The organism is Sphingomonas oligophenolica, from assembly GCF_006438955.1.
Lineage (GTDB): Bacteria > Pseudomonadota > Alphaproteobacteria > Sphingomonadales > Sphingomonadaceae > Sphingomonas > Sphingomonas oligophenolica_A.
This window is the reverse complement of record NZ_RCZK01000011.1, coordinates 16,154-33,097: the sequence shown is the minus strand read 5'-3', so window position 1 is coordinate 33,097 and position 16,944 is coordinate 16,154. Positions and strand designations below refer to the sequence as shown.

Sequence of the window (16,944 nt, the reverse complement as noted above, 5' to 3'; positions counted from 1 at the left end):
GGTTTGTTCCATTGCCATTAACGTTGGTGCGCCTATCTTGACGGCTGAAAGGTCACCGATGAACGATAACGACAAACAGCCCGGCAACGGCGGCGGCACCAGCCCCTGGATGAAGAGCCTCCTCATCTGGGTCGCCATCCTGTTCGGGCTCGCGCTGTTCGTCACGATGCTCGACGGTCGCGGGACCGCTGATGCGGGCAACACGATCGCGTATTCGCAGTTCCTCGATAAGATCGACGAGGGCACGGTCAAGGATGTCGCGATCGGTCGCGATGTGATCACCGGCACCTATACCAGCGGCGAAAAGTTCAAATCCTATCCGATCCAGGACGCGACGCTGGTTCCGCATCTGCGCGACAAGAATGTCACGATCGCGGCCAAGCCCGACGAAGCCACGTCGATCTGGATGATGCTGCTCTACCAGTCGCTGCCGTTCATCCTGTTCCTGGGCATCGCGTTCTTCGTGTTGAAGCAGATGCAGAAGAACACCGGCGGCGGCGCGATGGGTTTCGGTAAATCGCGCGCGAAAATGCTGACGCAAAAGGAAGGCCGGGTCACGTTCGAGGACGTCGCGGGCATCGACGAGGCCCGCGAGGAGCTCGAGGAAATCGTCGAATTTCTCAAGGATCCGACCAAATTCGCGCGGCTCGGCGGCAAAATCCCCAAGGGCGCGCTGCTCGTCGGGGCACCAGGTACCGGCAAGACGCTGCTCGCGCGCGCGATCGCGGGGGAGGCGGGTGTCCCGTTCTTCACGATCTCGGGCTCGGACTTCGTCGAGATGTTCGTCGGCGTCGGCGCCAGCCGCGTCCGCGACATGTTTGAACAGGCCAAGAAATCCGCACCGTGCATCGTCTTCATCGACGAGATCGACGCGGTCGGCCGCCATCGCGGCGCGGGCCTCGGCAACGGCAACGACGAGCGCGAACAGACGCTCAACCAGCTGCTGGTCGAAATGGACGGGTTCGAGGCGAACGAGGGCATCATCATCATCGCGGCGACCAACCGCCCCGATGTGCTCGACCCTGCATTGCTGCGCCCAGGCCGATTCGATCGCCAGGTCGTTGTGCCGCGGCCCGATATCGAAGGCCGGATCAAGATCGTCGAAGTCCATATGAAGAAGGTGCCGCTCGCGCCCGACGTCGACCCCCGGGTCATCGCGCGCGGCACCCCCGGGTTTTCGGGCGCTGATCTCGCCAACCTCGTCAACGAGGCCGCGCTGACTGCGGCGCGCAAGGGCAAAAGGCTGGTCGCGATGGCCGAGTTCGAGGAGGCCAAGGACAAGGTCATGATGGGCGCCGAGCGCCGGTCGATGGTCATGACCGAGGACGAAAAGCGGATGACCGCCTATCACGAGGCGGGCCATGCAATCGTTTCGGTCCATGAGGCGGCGTCGGATCCGATCCACAAGGCGACGATCATCCCGCGCGGCCGTGCGCTGGGCATGGTGATGCGGCTACCCGAACGCGACAGCTACAGCTATCACCGCGACAAGATGTACGCGAACTTGGCGGTCGCGATGGGCGGGCGCGTCGCCGAGGAAGTGATCTTCGGCTACGATAAGGTCTCGAGCGGCGCGTCGTCGGACATCCAATATGCCACCGGGCTGGCGCGCGACATGGTCACCAAATGGGGCATGTCGGACAAGGTCGGCCCGGTCGAATATGCGCAGCCCGAGGGCGAAACCTATCTCGGCTATTCGTCGTCGCAGCCGGCGCGGATGTCGAACAAGACCGCGCAACTGATCGACGACGAGATCAAGATGATCGTCGAGGGTGGATTGAACCGCGCCAAACAGTTGCTGACCGACCATATCGACCAGCTCCACCTGCTCGCGGGCGCGCTGCTCGAATATGAAACGCTGTCGGGCGACGAGATCAAGAAGCTCATCGCGGGCGAGGAGATCGGGCGGATCGATGCCGATCCGAAGAGCAACATGCCCCGCGCGGGCACCTCGATCCCCAAGACACGGCGTCCCAACGGGCCGTTCGGCGCCCCATCGCCGCTCGGCGCATAAGTCCGTTCAGCCTCGCGTCAGTTTGACGACCTTAGTCGGCGGCATTCCTCTCGGAGTGCAGCCGATGTCGTTCAAGCCGTTGATCGCGTTCGTTCTTGCCGCCGGTGTGGCCCTCCCCGCCAACGCCGCGATGACGGTCGATTCGTTTCTCGCCAAGGCCGCGCCTCTGCGCGCCAATCCGCTGCTGGCGCTGATGTCGCCCGACTATACGACGCTGAAGGCGGAGGCGGACGCCGCGACCCGCCAGCTCAAGGCCGACGGCGTCGCGCGCCGCACGGCGGGCAAGCCCCCGATCGCGTGCATCCCCGAAGGGCAATCGGTCGGGATCATGGACATGCTGGCCGGGCTCGACGCACTGTCCCCCACTGACAAGAAGCTGCCGCTCAAGGACGGGTACGCGAGGGTGATCGCGAAGAAATACCCCTGCTGATGGGCCGAGCGGACTGGGTTGCTAGGGTCAGGTCGAACAGTCGAGTCAGGCTGTAGCAACCCTGAGCAGGACGCTCTCGCTTCTACGCAAGCGGATATGGTAGCGGACGCCATGCGCACGACCGGCCTTCTCGGCGGCTCCTTCAATCCTGCGCATCGCGGGCATCGCGGAGTAACGCTCGCCGCGATCCGCGCACTGGCGCTCGACGGGGCGTGGTGGCTGGTATCGCCGGGCAATCCGTTGAAGGCGGGCGCGAGGGATATGGCACCGCTGGCGCTCCGCCTCGCGTCGGCGCGCGCGATGGCGCGGCGCGCGCCGATCCGCGCGACCGATATCGAGGCGAAACTGGGCACGCGTTACACGATCGACACGATCCTAGCGCTCCAGCGTCGTTACCCCAAACGTCGATTCATCTGGCTGATGGGGGCGGACAATCTCGCTCAATTTCACCGCTGGCGCGATTGGCGGCGGATCGCGCGCACGATCCCGATTGCGGTTGTCGCGCGTCCGGGGTATGATGCGGTTGCCCACGCGGCCCCCGCGATGGGTTGGCTGCGACGCTTCCAACGGCCCGCAGACCAGGCGAAGAGCTGGACGACGTGGAGATTGCCGGCACTCGTGCTGTTGCGCTTCCGCCCCGACCCGACCTCCGCGACCGCCGCACGCGCGGCGAATCCCGATTGGACCCGGCAATTCCGCCACCAATCCCGCATACCCAGGAGACCCCTTGGCTAGTTCGACCCCCGCGCCCCGTGCGTCCACCCCCGACGAGATCGAGGCGCTTCACGCCCTCGTGATGCAGTCGCTCGACGACGACCAGGCGGTCGAGGCCATTTCGATTCCGCTCGCGGGCAAATCATCGATCGCGGATTACATGGTAATCGCGAGTGGCCGGTCGACGCGGCAGGTCGCCTCGATGGCCGGCAAGCTCGCCGAACGGATCAAGGCTGAAACCGGGCGGATCACCCGGATCGAAGGGCTCCCGACCGCCGACTGGGTTTTGCTCGATGCCGGTGACGTCATCGTCCACCTGTTCCGCCCCGAAGTGCGCAGCTTCTACAATCTCGAACGCATGTGGCAGTTCGGCGATGCGCCGTCGCAGGTCGGCGCATTCACCGCCGCCAATGCCAGGCCAGCCTAGATACTCCTTCACATCGTCGCGCGCGGGCGGATCGGCCGATCGAGCGAGGCCGAGCTGGTGGACCGCTACCTGAAACGCATCGCCTGGCCGACGCGCGTCAGCGAGTTGCCCGACCGTGGCGGCAAGATGCCCGCGCTCGACTCCGGTACGAAACGCGTGCTGCTCGACGAGAAGGGCGAGGTGCTGGGCTCGCTCGAGTTCGCCAAACAACTCGAGCGCTGGCGCGACGACGGCATCCGCGAGGCGCGGTTCCTGATCGGCGCGGCCGATGGCTTCGACGACGCGACCCGCGCCGAGGCTGACCTGCTCCTGTCGTTCGGGCGCGCCACCTGGCCTCACCTGCTCGCGCGCGCGATGCTCGCCGAGCAACTGTTCCGCGCCACCAGCATCCTTGCCAACCATCCCTATCATCGTGAAGGTTGACCCGATGCGGTTCGCAGCCCTCGCCCTCACGATATTACTCGCGTCGAGCGCGACTGCGCAGCTGCCCTCACTCGCGGATCAGCAGGCCAAGCTCGTCGCCGCCAAGCGCGACGCCGCCGGGGCCGCGGCGCGCGCGCGCGAATTGGACAAGCTCGCCGCCGCCGAACGCACCGCCGCCGAACGCGCGCAGGCCGAGGAGGACGCGCTCACCGCACGCGTCGCCGCGAGCGCCGCCGATCTGGCGACCGCCGAAGCGCGCAGCGCGATCGTCACCGGGCTGCTCGCCGATCGCCAGGCCGAACTGGGCGCGGCGCAGGCCCCAGCTGCGCGCCTGCTCGCTGCGCTCGAATCGCTTGCGCGCCGCCCAGCGATCGCGGTGATCGCCCAGCCGGGATCGGTCGACGACCTCGTCCATGTCCGCGCGGTGCTGGGCAGCGCGCTTCCCAAGATTCGCGCCGAAACCGCGAGCGTCCGCACCCAGGTCGCCGCCACCCGGCGGCTCCAGCGCAACGCCGCGCTCGCCGCCACCGCGCTGCGCCAGGGACGCGCGACCCTCGAATCGAATCGCGTCGCACTCGCCCGACTCGAGGCCGACCATCGTCGCAAGAGCCAGGCCCTCGGACGCAATGCGATCGGCGAATCGGATCGCGCGCTGGCGCTCGGCGAACAGGCGCGCGATCTGGTCGACCGGATGGCGGAAACCGGCAATGCGCAGGCCACCGCCGCCACGCTGGTCGCGCTCCCCGGCCCCGATCCGCGCCCGCTCGCCCCCGACGCGACCCCGCCCGCGCCGTTGCGCGGCGTGTACCGCCTACCGGTGGCCGGACGGCTGGTGACCGGGCTCGGCGAAATTTCGGAGGCGGGGGTGCGCTCGCGCGGCCTCACCTTCGCGGTCGCCCCCGGCGCGCCGGTCGTCGCCCCCGCCGCGGGGACGGTGCGATTCGCGAGGCATTTTCGCGACTATGGGACGATCGTGATCCTCGACCACGGCGATGGCTGGACGACGCTCGTCACCGGGCTGTCGGAAACCGTCGTCACCAGGGGTGCGCACGTCGCGATGGGCGACCCGATCGGCCTCGCGGCGCGACGCGACGAACCGCGGGTCACCGTCGAACTCCGCCGCCGCGGCGAGCCCGTCGATATCGCCAGCCTGGCGGGGTGAAGAAAAGCACGCGCCCCGCTCACGCGGCGTTCAGCCGCCAAGTGCTTTGCTAGCTCGCGTCGTTACCGCTAGAACGCGCCGATTGCCCCTCTGCCTTCAGGATTATCGATGGCCCGCCCTTTTCTCACCGCGACCGCCCTGCTCGGCACCCTCACGCTGGTTCCCCTCGCCACCCAGGCGATGGCGGCGGCCGATTCGAGCACCTATCGCGAGTTCGATCAGTTCCTCGACGTATTCAACCGGATCAAGGCGGATTACGTCGACAAGGTCGACGACCAGAAGCTGATCAAGGGCGCGATCGCGGGGATGCTCGCCAGCCTCGATCCGCATTCGAGTTATATGGACGCGCTCGACTACGACAATCTCAAGATCCAGACCGAGGGCAACTACGGCGGGCTCGGCCTCACCGTCTCGATGGAGGATGGCGCGGTCAAGGTCATCGCGCCGCAGGAGGACACGCCCGCGGCGCGCGCCGGGGTGAAGGCGGGCGATTACATCACGCACATCGACGGCAAGCTGATTTACGGCGAATCGCTCGACGACGCGATCGGCTTGATGCGCGGTAAGCCGGGTACCAAGATCACGCTCGGCCTCGTCCGCCCCGGGCGCGACAAGCCGTTGGACGTTACGATGATTCGCGAGGTCATCGTCCAGAAACCGGTGAAGTGGGAAGTCCGCGGCGATGTCGGCTATATCAACATCAACACCTTTTCGGAAAACACCGGCGCGGACACGCGTGCCGCGATCATGGGGATCGACAAGTCGCTCGGCCACCGCCCGCTCGGCTATGTCGTCGACCTGCGCAACAATGGCGGCGGGTTGCTGACCCAGGCGATCGCGGTCGGCGACGCGTTCCTCGACCATGGCGAGATCGTCTCGCAGCGCGGGCGCGAGAAGAGCGATATCGAACGCTATTACGCCAAGGCTGGCGACGATGCGCATGGCCTGCCCGTCGTGGTGCTGACCGATGCGGGCACCGCTTCGGCATCGGAGATCGTTGCGGGCGCGCTCCAGGATCATCATCGCGCGCTGATCATGGGCGAACGCACCTTCGGCAAGGGATCGGTCCAGACGCTGCTGCCGCTCGGCCCCGACAGTGCGCTCCGGCTCACCACCGCGCGCTATTACACCCCGTCGGGCCGATCGGTGCAGGAGGGCGGGATCGCCCCCGACATCGCGGTGCCGCAGATCAGCGACCCCGATTACAAGACCCGCCCGGTCTTCCGCGAAGCCGACCTGCGCCGCCACCTGATCAACGAGGTGAAGGCCGACAACGCGGTGCTGGAGGAAGACGTCAAGGACGATCCGCGCTTTACCATGACCGCCGACCAGCTCAAGAAGCAGGGGATTCCCGACTTCCAGCTCTATTATGCGTTGAAGACGATCGCGCGATTGGGCGGCCCGACCCAGGTCGCCGCGGCGACCAAGCCGATCGTTGACCCGACCGCCGCGAAGCCCGCGACGAAGTGACCCGGAGCCAGCGCCAGGCGCGCCTGTTGGCGCTGATCGTCCCGCTGGCACTGCTCGCGGGGGCGTGGAGCTTCCAGCTCTGGGGCGGGCTGTTCCCCTGCGAGATGTGCCTGTGGCAACGCTGGCCGCATTACGCCGCGATCCTCGTCGCGGCGCTCGCATTCATGATGCCGCCGCGCGTCACCAAGGGACTGGTCGGGATCGCGGCGCTGCTGATCGCGATCTCCGGCGTGATTGCGGTGTATCATGCGGGGGTCGAATATCGCTGGTGGCACGGCGTCACCGCCTGCACCGGCACGCTCGATCTGGCCGGACTAACGCCGGCACAACGGCTCGATCGGATCATGGGCACCCCGGTCGTCCCGTGCGATGTCGCGCAGTGGACACTCGGCGGCATCTCGCTTGCGGGGTTCAACGCGCTCATCTCGCTCGGCACTGCCGCGACGATCGCGATCCTGCTCGGGAAACGCCGATGACGCGCTGGCGCCCCGGCGATGCTCCCCGCGCGACCGACGCGATGGTGCGCGTCGACCAGGCGGGGGAATATGGCGCGACCCGGATTTATGCGGGCCAGCTCGCGATCCTGGGCGATCGTCATCCTGCGTCGCGCGCGATCCACCATATGGCCGCGCAGGAGGAACGCCACCGCGCGTTCTTCGACGCGATGATTGCGGACCGGCGGGTTCGCCCTACCTTGCTCCAGCCGTTCTGGACTGTCGCGGGGTTTGCGCTCGGCGCGGCGACCGCGGCGATGGGGCCTGACGCCGCGATGGCATGCACCGCCGCGGTCGAGACCGAGATCGACCAGCATTATCAGGAACAGCTCGACACGCTCGGCGACGACGATCCCGAACTCGGTGCCGCGATTCGCGATTTCCAGGCCGAAGAACTCGAACATCGCGATCATGCGATCGCGGCGGGGGCGGAGAACACACCGGGCTATCCGGTGCTCAGCGCGCTGATTCGCCTGGGCTGCAAGGTGGCGATCGGCGCCGCGAAGCGTATTTGACGGAGTTGGCGATGCGTATGATGTTGACGGCCCTGATCCTTACCGCGACGCCTGCATTCGCGCAGCAGGCGCCCGCGCCGGTCGATACCTCGGCGTCCGCCGCGGTGGCCGCGCACCAGGTCAGCGCCCAACCCGCGCTGCCCGGGGTCAAGCCGCGCACCGCACCCAAGGGCGTGGGCGAGGTTGCCAAGCGCGCGCCAATCAACGGCGTGCTCGTCCTCTACGGCAACGAACGCTGCCCGACCAACACCGACGGCGACGAGATCGTGATCTGCGAACGCCGCGACGCGCAGGAACAATATCGCGTCCCCAAGGAATTGCGCGAATTCGCGGTGACCCCGGAGAACGAAAGCTGGGCCGCGCGCGCACAAGGGACGCTCGGCACGCCGGGATCGGGAGTCGACACGATCGGCAGCTGCTCGGCGGTCGGCGCCGGCGGGTCGCTCGGCTGTTTCGCGCAACAGGCCAGGGTCGCGCGCAGCGACAAGAAGTCCGCGGACAAGGCCGCCAATCCCAACCTGCCGTAACACGGCACGCGACCGCCGCCGCGATCAGGCGGTCTTGGCCTTCGCCCGCGCTTGATGGAGCAGCGGCTCGGTGTAGCCGTTGGGTTGCTCCACCCCCTCGAACACGAGCGCGCGCGCCGCCTGATAGGCGAGGCTGTGCGCCTCGTTGCCCGCCATCTGCCGATAAGCCGGGTCGCCCGCATTCTGCGCGTCGACCCTCGCCGCCATCTTGACGAACGCGGCGTCGATCTCCGCCGCGGTCGCGACCCCGTGGAGCAGCCAGTTCGCCATATGCTGCGAACTGATCCTCAGCGTCGCGCGATCCTCCATCAGCCCGATGTCGTGGATGTCGGGCACCTTCGAACACCCCACCCCCTGGTCGACCCAGCGCACGACATAGCCCAAGATGCCCTGCGCATTGTTGTCGAGTTCCTCCGCGATCTCGTGCGGTTGCCAGTTGCGCCCGGTCGCGACCGGCACGTCGAGCAGCCGGTCGAGCGACGCGACGCCCTCCGCCGCGCGCTCGCGCCGCCGCGCGAAGACATCGACGCCATGATAATGCGTCGCGTGGAGCGTCGCTGCAGTCGGCGAGGGCACCCAGGCGGTGTTCGCGCCAGTCTTGGGGTGGCCGATCTTCTGGTCGAGCATGGCGGCCATCTTATCGGGCGCCGCCCACATCCCCTTGCCGATCTGCGCCTTGCCATCCAATCCGCAGGCTAGCCCGATCTGGACGTTGCGATCCTCATACGCCTTGATCCAGTCGGCGTTCTTCATCTCGCCCTTGCGGATCATCGGACCCGCGCGCATCGCGGTGTGCATCTCGTCGCCGGTGCGATCGAGAAAGCCGGTGTTGATGAAGACGATCCGGTCCTTCACCGCGTGGATGCACGCGGCGAGGTTGGCGCTGGTCCGGCGCTCCTCGTCCATCACCCCGACCTTGATCGTATGCCGGCTGAGCCCGAGTAGATCCTCGACCGCGTCGAACAGGTCGTTGGTGAACGCGCATTCGTCGGGGCCGTGCATCTTGGGTTTGACGATGAAGATCGACCCCGCGCGGCTGTTGACGAATTTCCCCTGTCGCCTCAGGTCGTGGACGCCGATCAGGCTCGTCATGATCGCATCGAGGATGCCTTCGGGCGCTTCGGTGCCGTCGGGCAGCAGGATGGCGGGGGTCGTCATCAGGTGCCCGACGTTGCGGACGAACAGCAGGCTGCGACCGGGGAGCGCGAAACGAGTGCCATCGGGGGCGACGTAATCCCGGTCGGGTTCCAGCGCCCGCGTCACCGTCTCACCGCCCTTGGCGAAGCTGGCCGACAGGTCGCCCTTCATCAGCCCGAGCCAGTTGGCATAGGCCGCGACCTTGTCGTCGGCGTCGACCGCAGCGATCGAATCCTCGAGATCGACGATCGTCGTCAGCGCCGATTCGAGCAGTACGTCGGCGATGCCCGCGGGGTCGTCCCGGCCGATCGAATGAGTGCGATCGACCACGACCTCGAGATGCAGGCCATGGTGACGCAGCAGCAGATTGTCGCCCGCGTGCCCGACCAGTTGCGCGGGATCGGCCAACGTCGGCTCGCCGCCGGTCCAGTCCGCCCACGATCCGCTGGCCAGTGGCACCGCCGCATCGAGGAACCGCTTCGCCCACGCGATCACCTCTGCGCCGCGCGTCGCGTCATAGCCCTTGCCCACCGGCTTCCCGGGAATCGCGTCGGTCCCGTAGAGTGCGTCATACAGGCTGCCCCAGCGCGCGTTTGCGGCGTTGAGGACGAACCGCGCGTTGAGCACCGGAACGACGAGTTGCGGCCCCGCCATCGTCGCGATCTCTGGGTCGACGTTGGTGGTGGTGATCGCAAACCGCGCGGGTTCGGGGACCAGATAGCCGATCTCGGTCAAAAACGCCTGATAGCCGCGCTGATCGATCGGCTCGTCCGCCTGCGCGACATGCCACGCGTCGATCTTGGCCTGCATCGCATCGCGCGTCGCCAGCAGTTCGCGATTGATCGGCGCGAACCGCGCGAAAATATCGGCGACCCCACGCCAGAACGCGTTTGCCTCAATCCCCGTCCCCGGCAACGCCTGCTCTTCGACGAACCGCACCAGTGGCTCCGCCACGGTCAGCCCGGCTCGGTCGATGGGGGAATCGGTCATGTCGTCACTCCTTCAGGCGCCACACCTATAGCATGGTCGATGTAACACCCGGGGAGGAGCAAGCCGCTTGGCGCATAATCCGGCCCAGATGCAAGGGGACATCGATTTCGCGCCTGATGTCATCCCGTGATCGCAGGCCGAATTCGCCGTCGACCAGCGTGCGCGTCACGTCGCGATCATCCAGATCGCCATCGCGACCATCATGACATTTTCGGTCAGCGACACGAAGCCCAGCGGCACGTTCGAACTGCCGCCGACGCACGCGCATTTCAATTCGCGCTTCTGGACGTAGACCGCGTAGAACACCGAGACCGCGCCGATCCCGCCGATGACCAGCGCGACCGGCACCGCGAGCCACATCGCCGCGCCCGCGATCATCAACACCCCCGCCAGCGCCTCGCCGAACGGGTAGAGATAGGCATAGGGCAGCCACCGTTTGGCGAGCAGGTCGTAACCGAGGAACATCGTCGCGAAGCTATCGATGTCGCGCAGCTTCTGGATCGCGAGCACGCACATCGACAACGCGATGAACCACTCGCCCGCGCGCACGGTGAGCAGCGCGCCGAGCGTCGCCCAGCTTCCCGCCAGCGCCATCAGCGCGGTCATCGCGAAGATCGCGATGACCGGCGTGTACGTCACCGCATCGGGATCCTTGACCGGCTTGCCCAGATACCGGCGCAGATCGTCATAGCCGCCGATCCGTTCGCCATCGATAAAGGTCTGCGGGGTGGTCTTCACATCCCATTCGGCCTTGAACGCATCGGTTTCCGCGCGCGTCGTCAGCCAATGATCCTCGACGTCATAGCCCTCGTGCTCGAGCAGCCACTTGGTCTTGAGTCCCCACGGGCAGACGTGCTTTTCCATCACCATCCGGTGGACGGTGGCTCGTTTCTTGGTCGTGGTCATCGTTTCACCTTTTCGAACAAATCGACCAGTTCGGCGAACTTGCCGCGTTGCGCCGCCGGATCGCCCGACGCGATCGCGTCCGCGACACAGCAGGCCGCATGATCCTTCAGGATGCCGCTCTCGACCTTGGCGAGCGCGGCCTTCACCGCCTGCACCTGGTGGAGAATGTCGATGCAATAGCGATCGTTCTCCACCATCGATGCGACACCGCGCACCTGGCCCTCGATCCGGCGGAGCCGATTGATCGTGGCGGATCGGTGAGGTTTGACGGTCGATTCTATACCCACGGGGGGTATATTATGATCGCTTCACCTTTATACAAGGCGCTTGACCGGACCTGCTCAGACTGGCGACCCGACCGGTTCGGTAAGCTTTTCCTTGTCGGTCGGCTCGACACCCTCGTCGCGGATCAACCCGAGCCAGCGGATGATCAGCGGCATCGTCAGCCCCTGGACGAAGATCGAGAACGCGACGACCGCGAACGCGACGGTGATGATCTGGCCGCGCTCGGGAACGCTCGCGGGCAACGCGAGCGCCAGCGCCAGTGCCAGTGCTCCGCGCAAGCCCCCCCAGAACAGCACGTGCTTATAGGCCCAGGGGACGCACAGCCGCGTCTTCGTGAACGCCATCATCACCGGATAAACCGCGACCGCACGCCCCGCCAGGCTGAGCAGCGTCGCCGCCATCGCCGCCTCGATCAGCGCCAGGATCGGGGTATGCGCCTCGCGTCCGCCGATCAGGATGAAGATCATCGAATTGATCAGGAACGCGACGAATTCCCAATGATGGAGCACGCCTTGTCGCCCATCGTCGCTGATCGATCCCAGGAAACCGTAATTGCCGACGATCAGCCCCGCGGTGAGCGTCGCGAGCACCCCCGAGGCGTGGAAATGCTCGGCGAGCAGGAAACTGCCATAGGCGATCAGCATGGTCAGCGTGATCTCGACGAGCCGATCGCGGGTCCGCCCCGCGATCAGGATCAGCGGCAGCGCGACGACCGCGCCCGCGGCGATCCCACCGAACACCGTCTTGACGAGATCGAATCCGATCGTGCCGACATTCGCATCGGCGCCCGCCGCAATCGTCACGAGAATCGCGAAGCCGACCGCCGCGACCCCGTCGTTAAGCAGGCTTTCGGCCTCGACCAGCAGATGGAGCCGCGGCTGGACGCGCAGTTGCTTGAACGCCGAAATCACCGCGACCGGGTCGGTGGCGGCGATCAGCACGCCGAACAGCGCGGCGCCGATCCAGCTCCACTTCATCCACCAATGCATACCCACCGCGACCACCCCCGCCGCCAGGACGACCCCGATCGTCACGAGCGCGAGCAGCAGCGGCATCTCGCGCCGCAGCGGTCTCCATGGAATCTGGATCGCCGCTTCGAACACCAGCGGCGGCAAGAACACGAAGAAGATGAGTTCCGGCGTCAGCGGCGGCGTGGTCCCCGGCGCGATCAACGCCAGCGCCACCCCCGCCGCGACCAGCCCGATGCTGTAGGGAAGCTTCAACTTGTGCGTCGCGATCGCGACCAGCGCGGCGACGAACAACAGCGCGCCCAACGTTGGAAAATCAAAGCCTTGCATCGCGTTTAGCCCTCGTTCACGCTTGGTCGTATAGACAAGACGCCTCGTCGCAATCCGGGTCCGTCGGACGTTGTGTCCACCCCGGCTCTGGCCACAGGTAAGGCGTAACGGGGGTCTAATGCCAGTGATGTTGCTCAACGATGTGTAAACTACCGCAGTTCTTGACGCTGGGCGCGGTCGCGCTGGCGCTGGTGTCGTGTGGGTCGAACGAGCGCCCGGGATCTAGCGCCAGCGCCCCGGCACCCTCGCCCCCCGTGTTCGTCTCGATCCCGGTGCCTGCCCCCGTGCCGCCGCGCCGCTCGGCGGCGCCACCCCAACTGACCAGCGCGATCGATGCGCTCGCCCGCGGGTTCTCGGGCAAGTTCGGGATCGCGGTTCGCGCGGTCGACGAGGGCTGGACCGTCGAGGAAACCGCGCGCCAGCGGCTGCCGCAGCAATCGGTGAGCAAATTGTGGGTGGCGATCACGCTGCTCGACCTGCGCGACCAGGGCAAGGCACGCCTCGACGACCCGATCGTCGTCCGCCCCGAGGATCTGACATTGTTCCACCAGCCGATCGCGGGGCTGGTGAAGGGCGACGGCTATCACACCACCGTCGGCGACCTGCTCACCCGCGCGCTGACCCATAGCGACAACACCGCCAATGATCGCCTGCTGAGCTATGTCGGCGGGCCGCAGGCGGTGCGCGCGATGATCGAGCGCAAACAGTTGGGTGATATCCGGTTCGGCCCCGGCGAACGCCTGCTCCAGTCGAAGACCGCGGGACTGACCTGGACCCAGGCTTATGCCCAGGACAACGGCTTCATGATCGCGCGCTCGCGGTTGTCGAACGCCGCGCGCACCGCCGCGCTCGACGCCTATACCGCCGATCCGCCCGATGGCGCCGCGCCGATCGCGATCGCCGATGCGCTTGCGCGACTGGCGCGCGGCGAGGTGCTGTCGGAGACCTCGACCCGGATCATGCTCGATACGATGGGCAATTCGGTCACCGGTCGGGCACGGCTGCGTGCCGCGCTGCCCGGCGGGTGGGGCATCGCGCACAAGACCGGGACCGGGCAGGATCTGAGCGGTCGCAACGCAGGGTTCAACGATGTCGGATTGATCACTGCGCCTGACGGGCGCCGCTATACGATCGCGGTGATGATCGGCGACACCCGCGAATCGGTGCGGTCTCGCCAGCAACTGATCCAGGCGGTTGCCAACGCGGTCGCGACCTATGCGGGCAATCGCGGCGCGAACGGGACGGCCAACTAGCGCCTCACCGATGCAGGCGGGTCACAGTGGGTGGCCGTGTGTGGCCATGGGGGAACATTCGGTTGGTCGCCCCGCCACACTCGGCTAGACCCCGACCACGATGCCCCATCTCTATCTTGTCGACGGCTCGGGCTATATCTTCCGCGCCTATCATCGCCTGCCCCCGCTCACCAACAAGCATGGCGAGCCGGTCGGCGCGGTCTATGGCTATACCACGATGCTGTGGAAGCTCGCCGACGAGGTCCACAAGGCCGATGGCCCGACCCATATGGCGGTGATCCTCGACAAGTCGTCGAAGACCTTCCGCAACGACCTCTACGACAAATACAAGGCGCAGCGTCCGCCCCCGCCAGAGGATCTCGTCCCGCAATTCCCGATGATCCGCGACGCGACGCGCGCGTTTTCGCTGCCGTGTATCGAGACCGAGGGGCTGGAGGCCGACGATATCATCGCCTGCTATGCCAAGGCGGCATTGGCGCAGGGGTGGGAAGTCACCATCGTCAGTTCCGACAAGGATCTGATGCAGTTGATCGAGCCCGGGCTCGACCTGTACGACACGATGAACAATCGGCGGCTCAGCGCTGAGCATGTCGCGGAAAAATTCTTTGGCATCACGCCGATGCAGCTCGGCGACGTGCTCGCGCTGATGGGCGACAGCGTCGACAACGTCCCCGGCGTGCCTGGGGTCGGCCCCAAGACCGCCGCGAAGCTGATCCTCGAACATGGCGATCTCGAAGCCGTGCTCGCCGCCGCACCGGCGATGAAGGCGGGCAAGCTGCGCGACAATCTGATCGAACATACCGAGATGGCGCGGCTGTCGAAGATACTCGTGACGCTCAAATGCGATGTCGCGCTCCCCGAGCCGCTCGACGATCTCGAGCTGAAGGGCATCCCCGACGCCCCCTTGCGCGCCTTCCTCGATCATCACGGCTTCCGGTCGCTGCTGACCAAGCTCGACGGGGTGAATGGCGCGAGCCCCGCCGACCCGCCAGTTCCCCAGCCCGCCAGCGTGCCGATGGAGGAGGACCCGCCGTGCGATCACGACGGTTATGAAACCGTGGGCGACCTCGACGCGCTCGACCGCTGGATCGCGATCGCGCGCCACCAGGGCTGGATCGCGATCGATACCGAGACGACCGGAGTGGACGCCACCCGCGCCGAACTGGTCGGGGTGAGCCTGGCGCTCCACCCCAACCTCGCCTGCTACGTCCCGCTCGGCCACGGCGGCAGCGACATGTTCGCCGAGGTGCCGCCACAGATCGACCGCGCGCTGGCACTCGCCAGGCTCAAGGACTTGTTCGAGGACCCGTCGGTGCTCAAGATCGGGCATAACCTGAAATACGACATGATCGTGCTCGGACTGTGCGATGAGGTGGGCGGAATCGCCATTGCGCCGCACGACGACACGATCGTCATGAGCTTCGATCTCGATGCCGGGCTCCACGGTCACGGGATGGACGAACTCGCCGCGACGCATCTCAGCCATAGCTGCATCGCGTTCAAGGACGTGGTGGGGACGGGCAAGTCGCAACGGACCTTCAACGAAATCGATCTGAAGGCCGCAACCCGCTACGCCGGCGAGGACGCCGACGTCACTTATCGGCTGTGGAAACGGTTCAAGGCACGGCTGCCCGCGGAGGGCGCGACGCGCGTGTACGAGATGGTCGATCGCCCGCTGATCCCCGTCATCGCGCGGATGGAAACCCGCGGGATCAAGGTCGACCGGGCGAAGCTGGCCGGCTTGTCGACCGAATTTTCGGGGCAGATCGCCGACCTCGAAAAAACGATCCACGGGATCGTGGGCCAGCCCTTCACGATCGGCAGTCCCAAGCAGCTTGGCGACATCCTGTTCGAGCAGATGGGGATCAAGGGCGGTCGCAAGGGCAAGAGCGGGGTCTATTCGACCGACGTCAACGAACTCGATCGAATCGCCGCCGACAAGGATTTGCCAGGCGCAGAAATCGCGGCGCGGGTGCTCGACTGGCGGCAGCTGTCAAAGCTCAAGAGTACCTATACCGATGCGCTCCAGGCGCAGATCAATCCCGCGACGGGGCGGGTCCACACCTCGTACAGCCTGACCGGCGCGCAGACCGGTCGGCTGAGTTCGACCGACCCCAACCTCCAGAACATCCCGATCCGCACCGAGGTGGGCCGCCAGATTCGGGACGCGTTCGTCGCCGAGCCGGGGAACGTCATCCTCGCCGCCGATTATTCGCAGATCGAGCTGCGGCTCGCGGCGCACATGGCGGACGTCCCCGCGCTTAAACAGGCGTTCGCAGACGGCGTCGATATCCACAACCTGACCGCGCAGGAACTGTTCGGCGAGGTCAACCGCGACACCCGCGGACGCGCCAAGACGATCAACTTCGCGATCCTGTACGGGATCAGCCGCTGGGGGCTCGCGGGGCGGCTCGACGTGACCGCCGACGAGGCGCAGGCGATGATCGACCGCTATTTCGAACGCTTTCCCGGGATCAACCGCTATATCACCGAGACGCTGACCCAGGTCCGCGAGCGCGGCTTCACCGAGACGCTGTTCGGCCGCAAGACGCATTTCCCCCGGATCAAGTCGAAGGTCCAGCACGAGCGCCAAGGCGCCGAACGCGCCGCGATCAACGCGCCGATCCAGGGATCGAGCGCCGATATCATCAAGCGCGCGATGATCCGGATGGAGCCCGCACTCGCCGCAGCGGGGCTGACGGATGTCAGCATGCTGCTTCAGGTGCATGACGAACTCGTCTTCGAACTGCCCGAACGCGACGTCGAAGCGGCGAAACCCGTGATCGAGCGCGTGATGGCGACCGCGGCGGCGCCGGTGGTTACACTCGACGTGCCGCTGGGAATCGAGATCGGCACCGGCGCGAGTTGGGGCGCGGCACATTGACCCCGTCGCCCCCCG

At 66.5% G+C, this 16,944-nt stretch carries 16 protein-coding genes; 12 read left to right on the top strand and 4 right to left on the bottom strand.

Annotated elements, in window-relative coordinates:
- Window positions 1–58: 58 nt before the first annotated feature.
- The 10 genes from ftsH to EAH84_RS12425 all read left to right on the top strand — a co-directional run bounded on the left by ftsH (window position 59) and on the right by EAH84_RS12425 (window position 8,176).
- Window positions 59–2,014: an ATP-dependent zinc metalloprotease FtsH gene (gene ftsH, locus EAH84_RS12470; protein WP_140872345.1), complete on the top strand. Its 1,956-nt coding sequence runs from the start codon at window positions 59–61 to the stop codon at window positions 2,012–2,014.
- Between the two features lie 64 nt (window positions 2,015–2,078).
- Window positions 2,079–2,444: a hypothetical protein gene (locus tag EAH84_RS12465; protein WP_241656592.1), complete on the top strand. Its 366-nt coding sequence runs from the start codon at window positions 2,079–2,081 to the stop codon at window positions 2,442–2,444.
- A gap of 111 nt (window positions 2,445–2,555) precedes the next feature.
- Entirely contained in the window at window positions 2,556–3,179 is a 624-nt protein-coding gene (locus tag EAH84_RS12460) for a nicotinate-nucleotide adenylyltransferase (RefSeq protein ID WP_140872344.1), read from the top strand.
- A complete protein-coding gene (rsfS, locus tag EAH84_RS12455) occupies window positions 3,172–3,585 on the top strand; it encodes a ribosome silencing factor (RefSeq protein WP_425326459.1) in 414 nt (137 codons plus the stop codon). Before EAH84_RS12460 ends, rsfS begins: the two co-directional genes overlap by 8 nt.
- On the top strand, window positions 3,586–4,008 hold the full coding sequence (locus tag EAH84_RS12450; RefSeq protein ID WP_140872343.1) for a 23S rRNA (pseudouridine(1915)-N(3))-methyltransferase RlmH: 423 nt from the start codon (window positions 3,586–3,588) through the stop codon (window positions 4,006–4,008).
- Between the two features lie 4 nt (window positions 4,009–4,012).
- Window positions 4,013–5,170 (top strand): murein hydrolase activator EnvC family protein, encoded by a 1,158-nt coding sequence (locus EAH84_RS12445; protein ID WP_140872342.1) that lies wholly within the window; start codon window positions 4,013–4,015, stop codon window positions 5,168–5,170.
- 108 nt (window positions 5,171–5,278) lie between these two features.
- Window positions 5,279–6,640, top strand: a complete 1,362-nt coding sequence (locus EAH84_RS12440; RefSeq protein ID WP_140872341.1) for a S41 family peptidase — start codon at window positions 5,279–5,281, stop codon at window positions 6,638–6,640.
- Between the two features lie 26 nt (window positions 6,641–6,666).
- Window positions 6,667–7,116 (top strand): disulfide bond formation protein B, encoded by a 450-nt coding sequence (locus EAH84_RS12435; RefSeq protein WP_241656591.1) that lies wholly within the window; start codon window positions 6,667–6,669, stop codon window positions 7,114–7,116.
- A complete protein-coding gene (locus tag EAH84_RS12430) occupies window positions 7,113–7,649 on the top strand; it encodes a demethoxyubiquinone hydroxylase family protein (protein ID WP_140872339.1) in 537 nt (178 codons plus the stop codon). The genes EAH84_RS12435 and EAH84_RS12430 overlap by 4 nt, the downstream gene beginning before the upstream one ends.
- 11 nt (window positions 7,650–7,660) lie before the next feature.
- Entirely contained in the window at window positions 7,661–8,176 is a 516-nt protein-coding gene (locus EAH84_RS12425; protein ID WP_140872338.1) for a hypothetical protein, read from the top strand.
- Window positions 8,177–8,200: 24 nt separating this feature from the next.
- Here EAH84_RS12425 and EAH84_RS12420 read toward each other — a convergent pair whose 3' ends face one another.
- The 4 genes from EAH84_RS12420 to EAH84_RS12405 form a co-directional block, all read right to left on the bottom strand.
- On the bottom strand, window positions 8,201–10,303 hold the full coding sequence (locus tag EAH84_RS12420; RefSeq protein WP_140872337.1) for a malate synthase G: 2,103 nt from the start codon (window positions 10,301–10,303) through the stop codon (window positions 8,201–8,203).
- A 165-nt stretch (window positions 10,304–10,468) separates the two neighbouring features.
- A complete protein-coding gene (locus tag EAH84_RS12415) occupies window positions 10,469–11,209 on the bottom strand; it encodes a MauE/DoxX family redox-associated membrane protein (protein ID WP_140872336.1) in 741 nt (246 codons plus the stop codon).
- Window positions 11,206–11,496, bottom strand: a complete 291-nt coding sequence (locus EAH84_RS12410; protein WP_241656590.1) for a metal-sensitive transcriptional regulator — start codon at window positions 11,494–11,496, stop codon at window positions 11,206–11,208. Before EAH84_RS12410 ends, EAH84_RS12415 begins: the two co-directional genes overlap by 4 nt.
- Window positions 11,497–11,550: 54 nt before the next feature.
- Window positions 11,551–12,792 (bottom strand): cation:proton antiporter, encoded by a 1,242-nt coding sequence (locus EAH84_RS12405; protein ID WP_140872334.1) that lies wholly within the window; start codon window positions 12,790–12,792, stop codon window positions 11,551–11,553.
- 140 nt (window positions 12,793–12,932) lie between these two features.
- Between EAH84_RS12405 and EAH84_RS12400 the strand changes: the two genes are divergently transcribed.
- Both EAH84_RS12400 and polA read left to right on the top strand, forming a co-directional pair.
- On the top strand, window positions 12,933–14,045 hold the full coding sequence (locus tag EAH84_RS12400) for a serine hydrolase (protein WP_140872333.1): 1,113 nt from the start codon (window positions 12,933–12,935) through the stop codon (window positions 14,043–14,045).
- Window positions 14,046–14,145: 100 nt separating this feature from the next.
- Window positions 14,146–16,929 (top strand): DNA polymerase I, encoded by a 2,784-nt coding sequence (gene polA, locus EAH84_RS12395; RefSeq protein WP_140872332.1) that lies wholly within the window; start codon window positions 14,146–14,148, stop codon window positions 16,927–16,929.
- Window positions 16,930–16,944 lie beyond the last annotated feature (15 nt).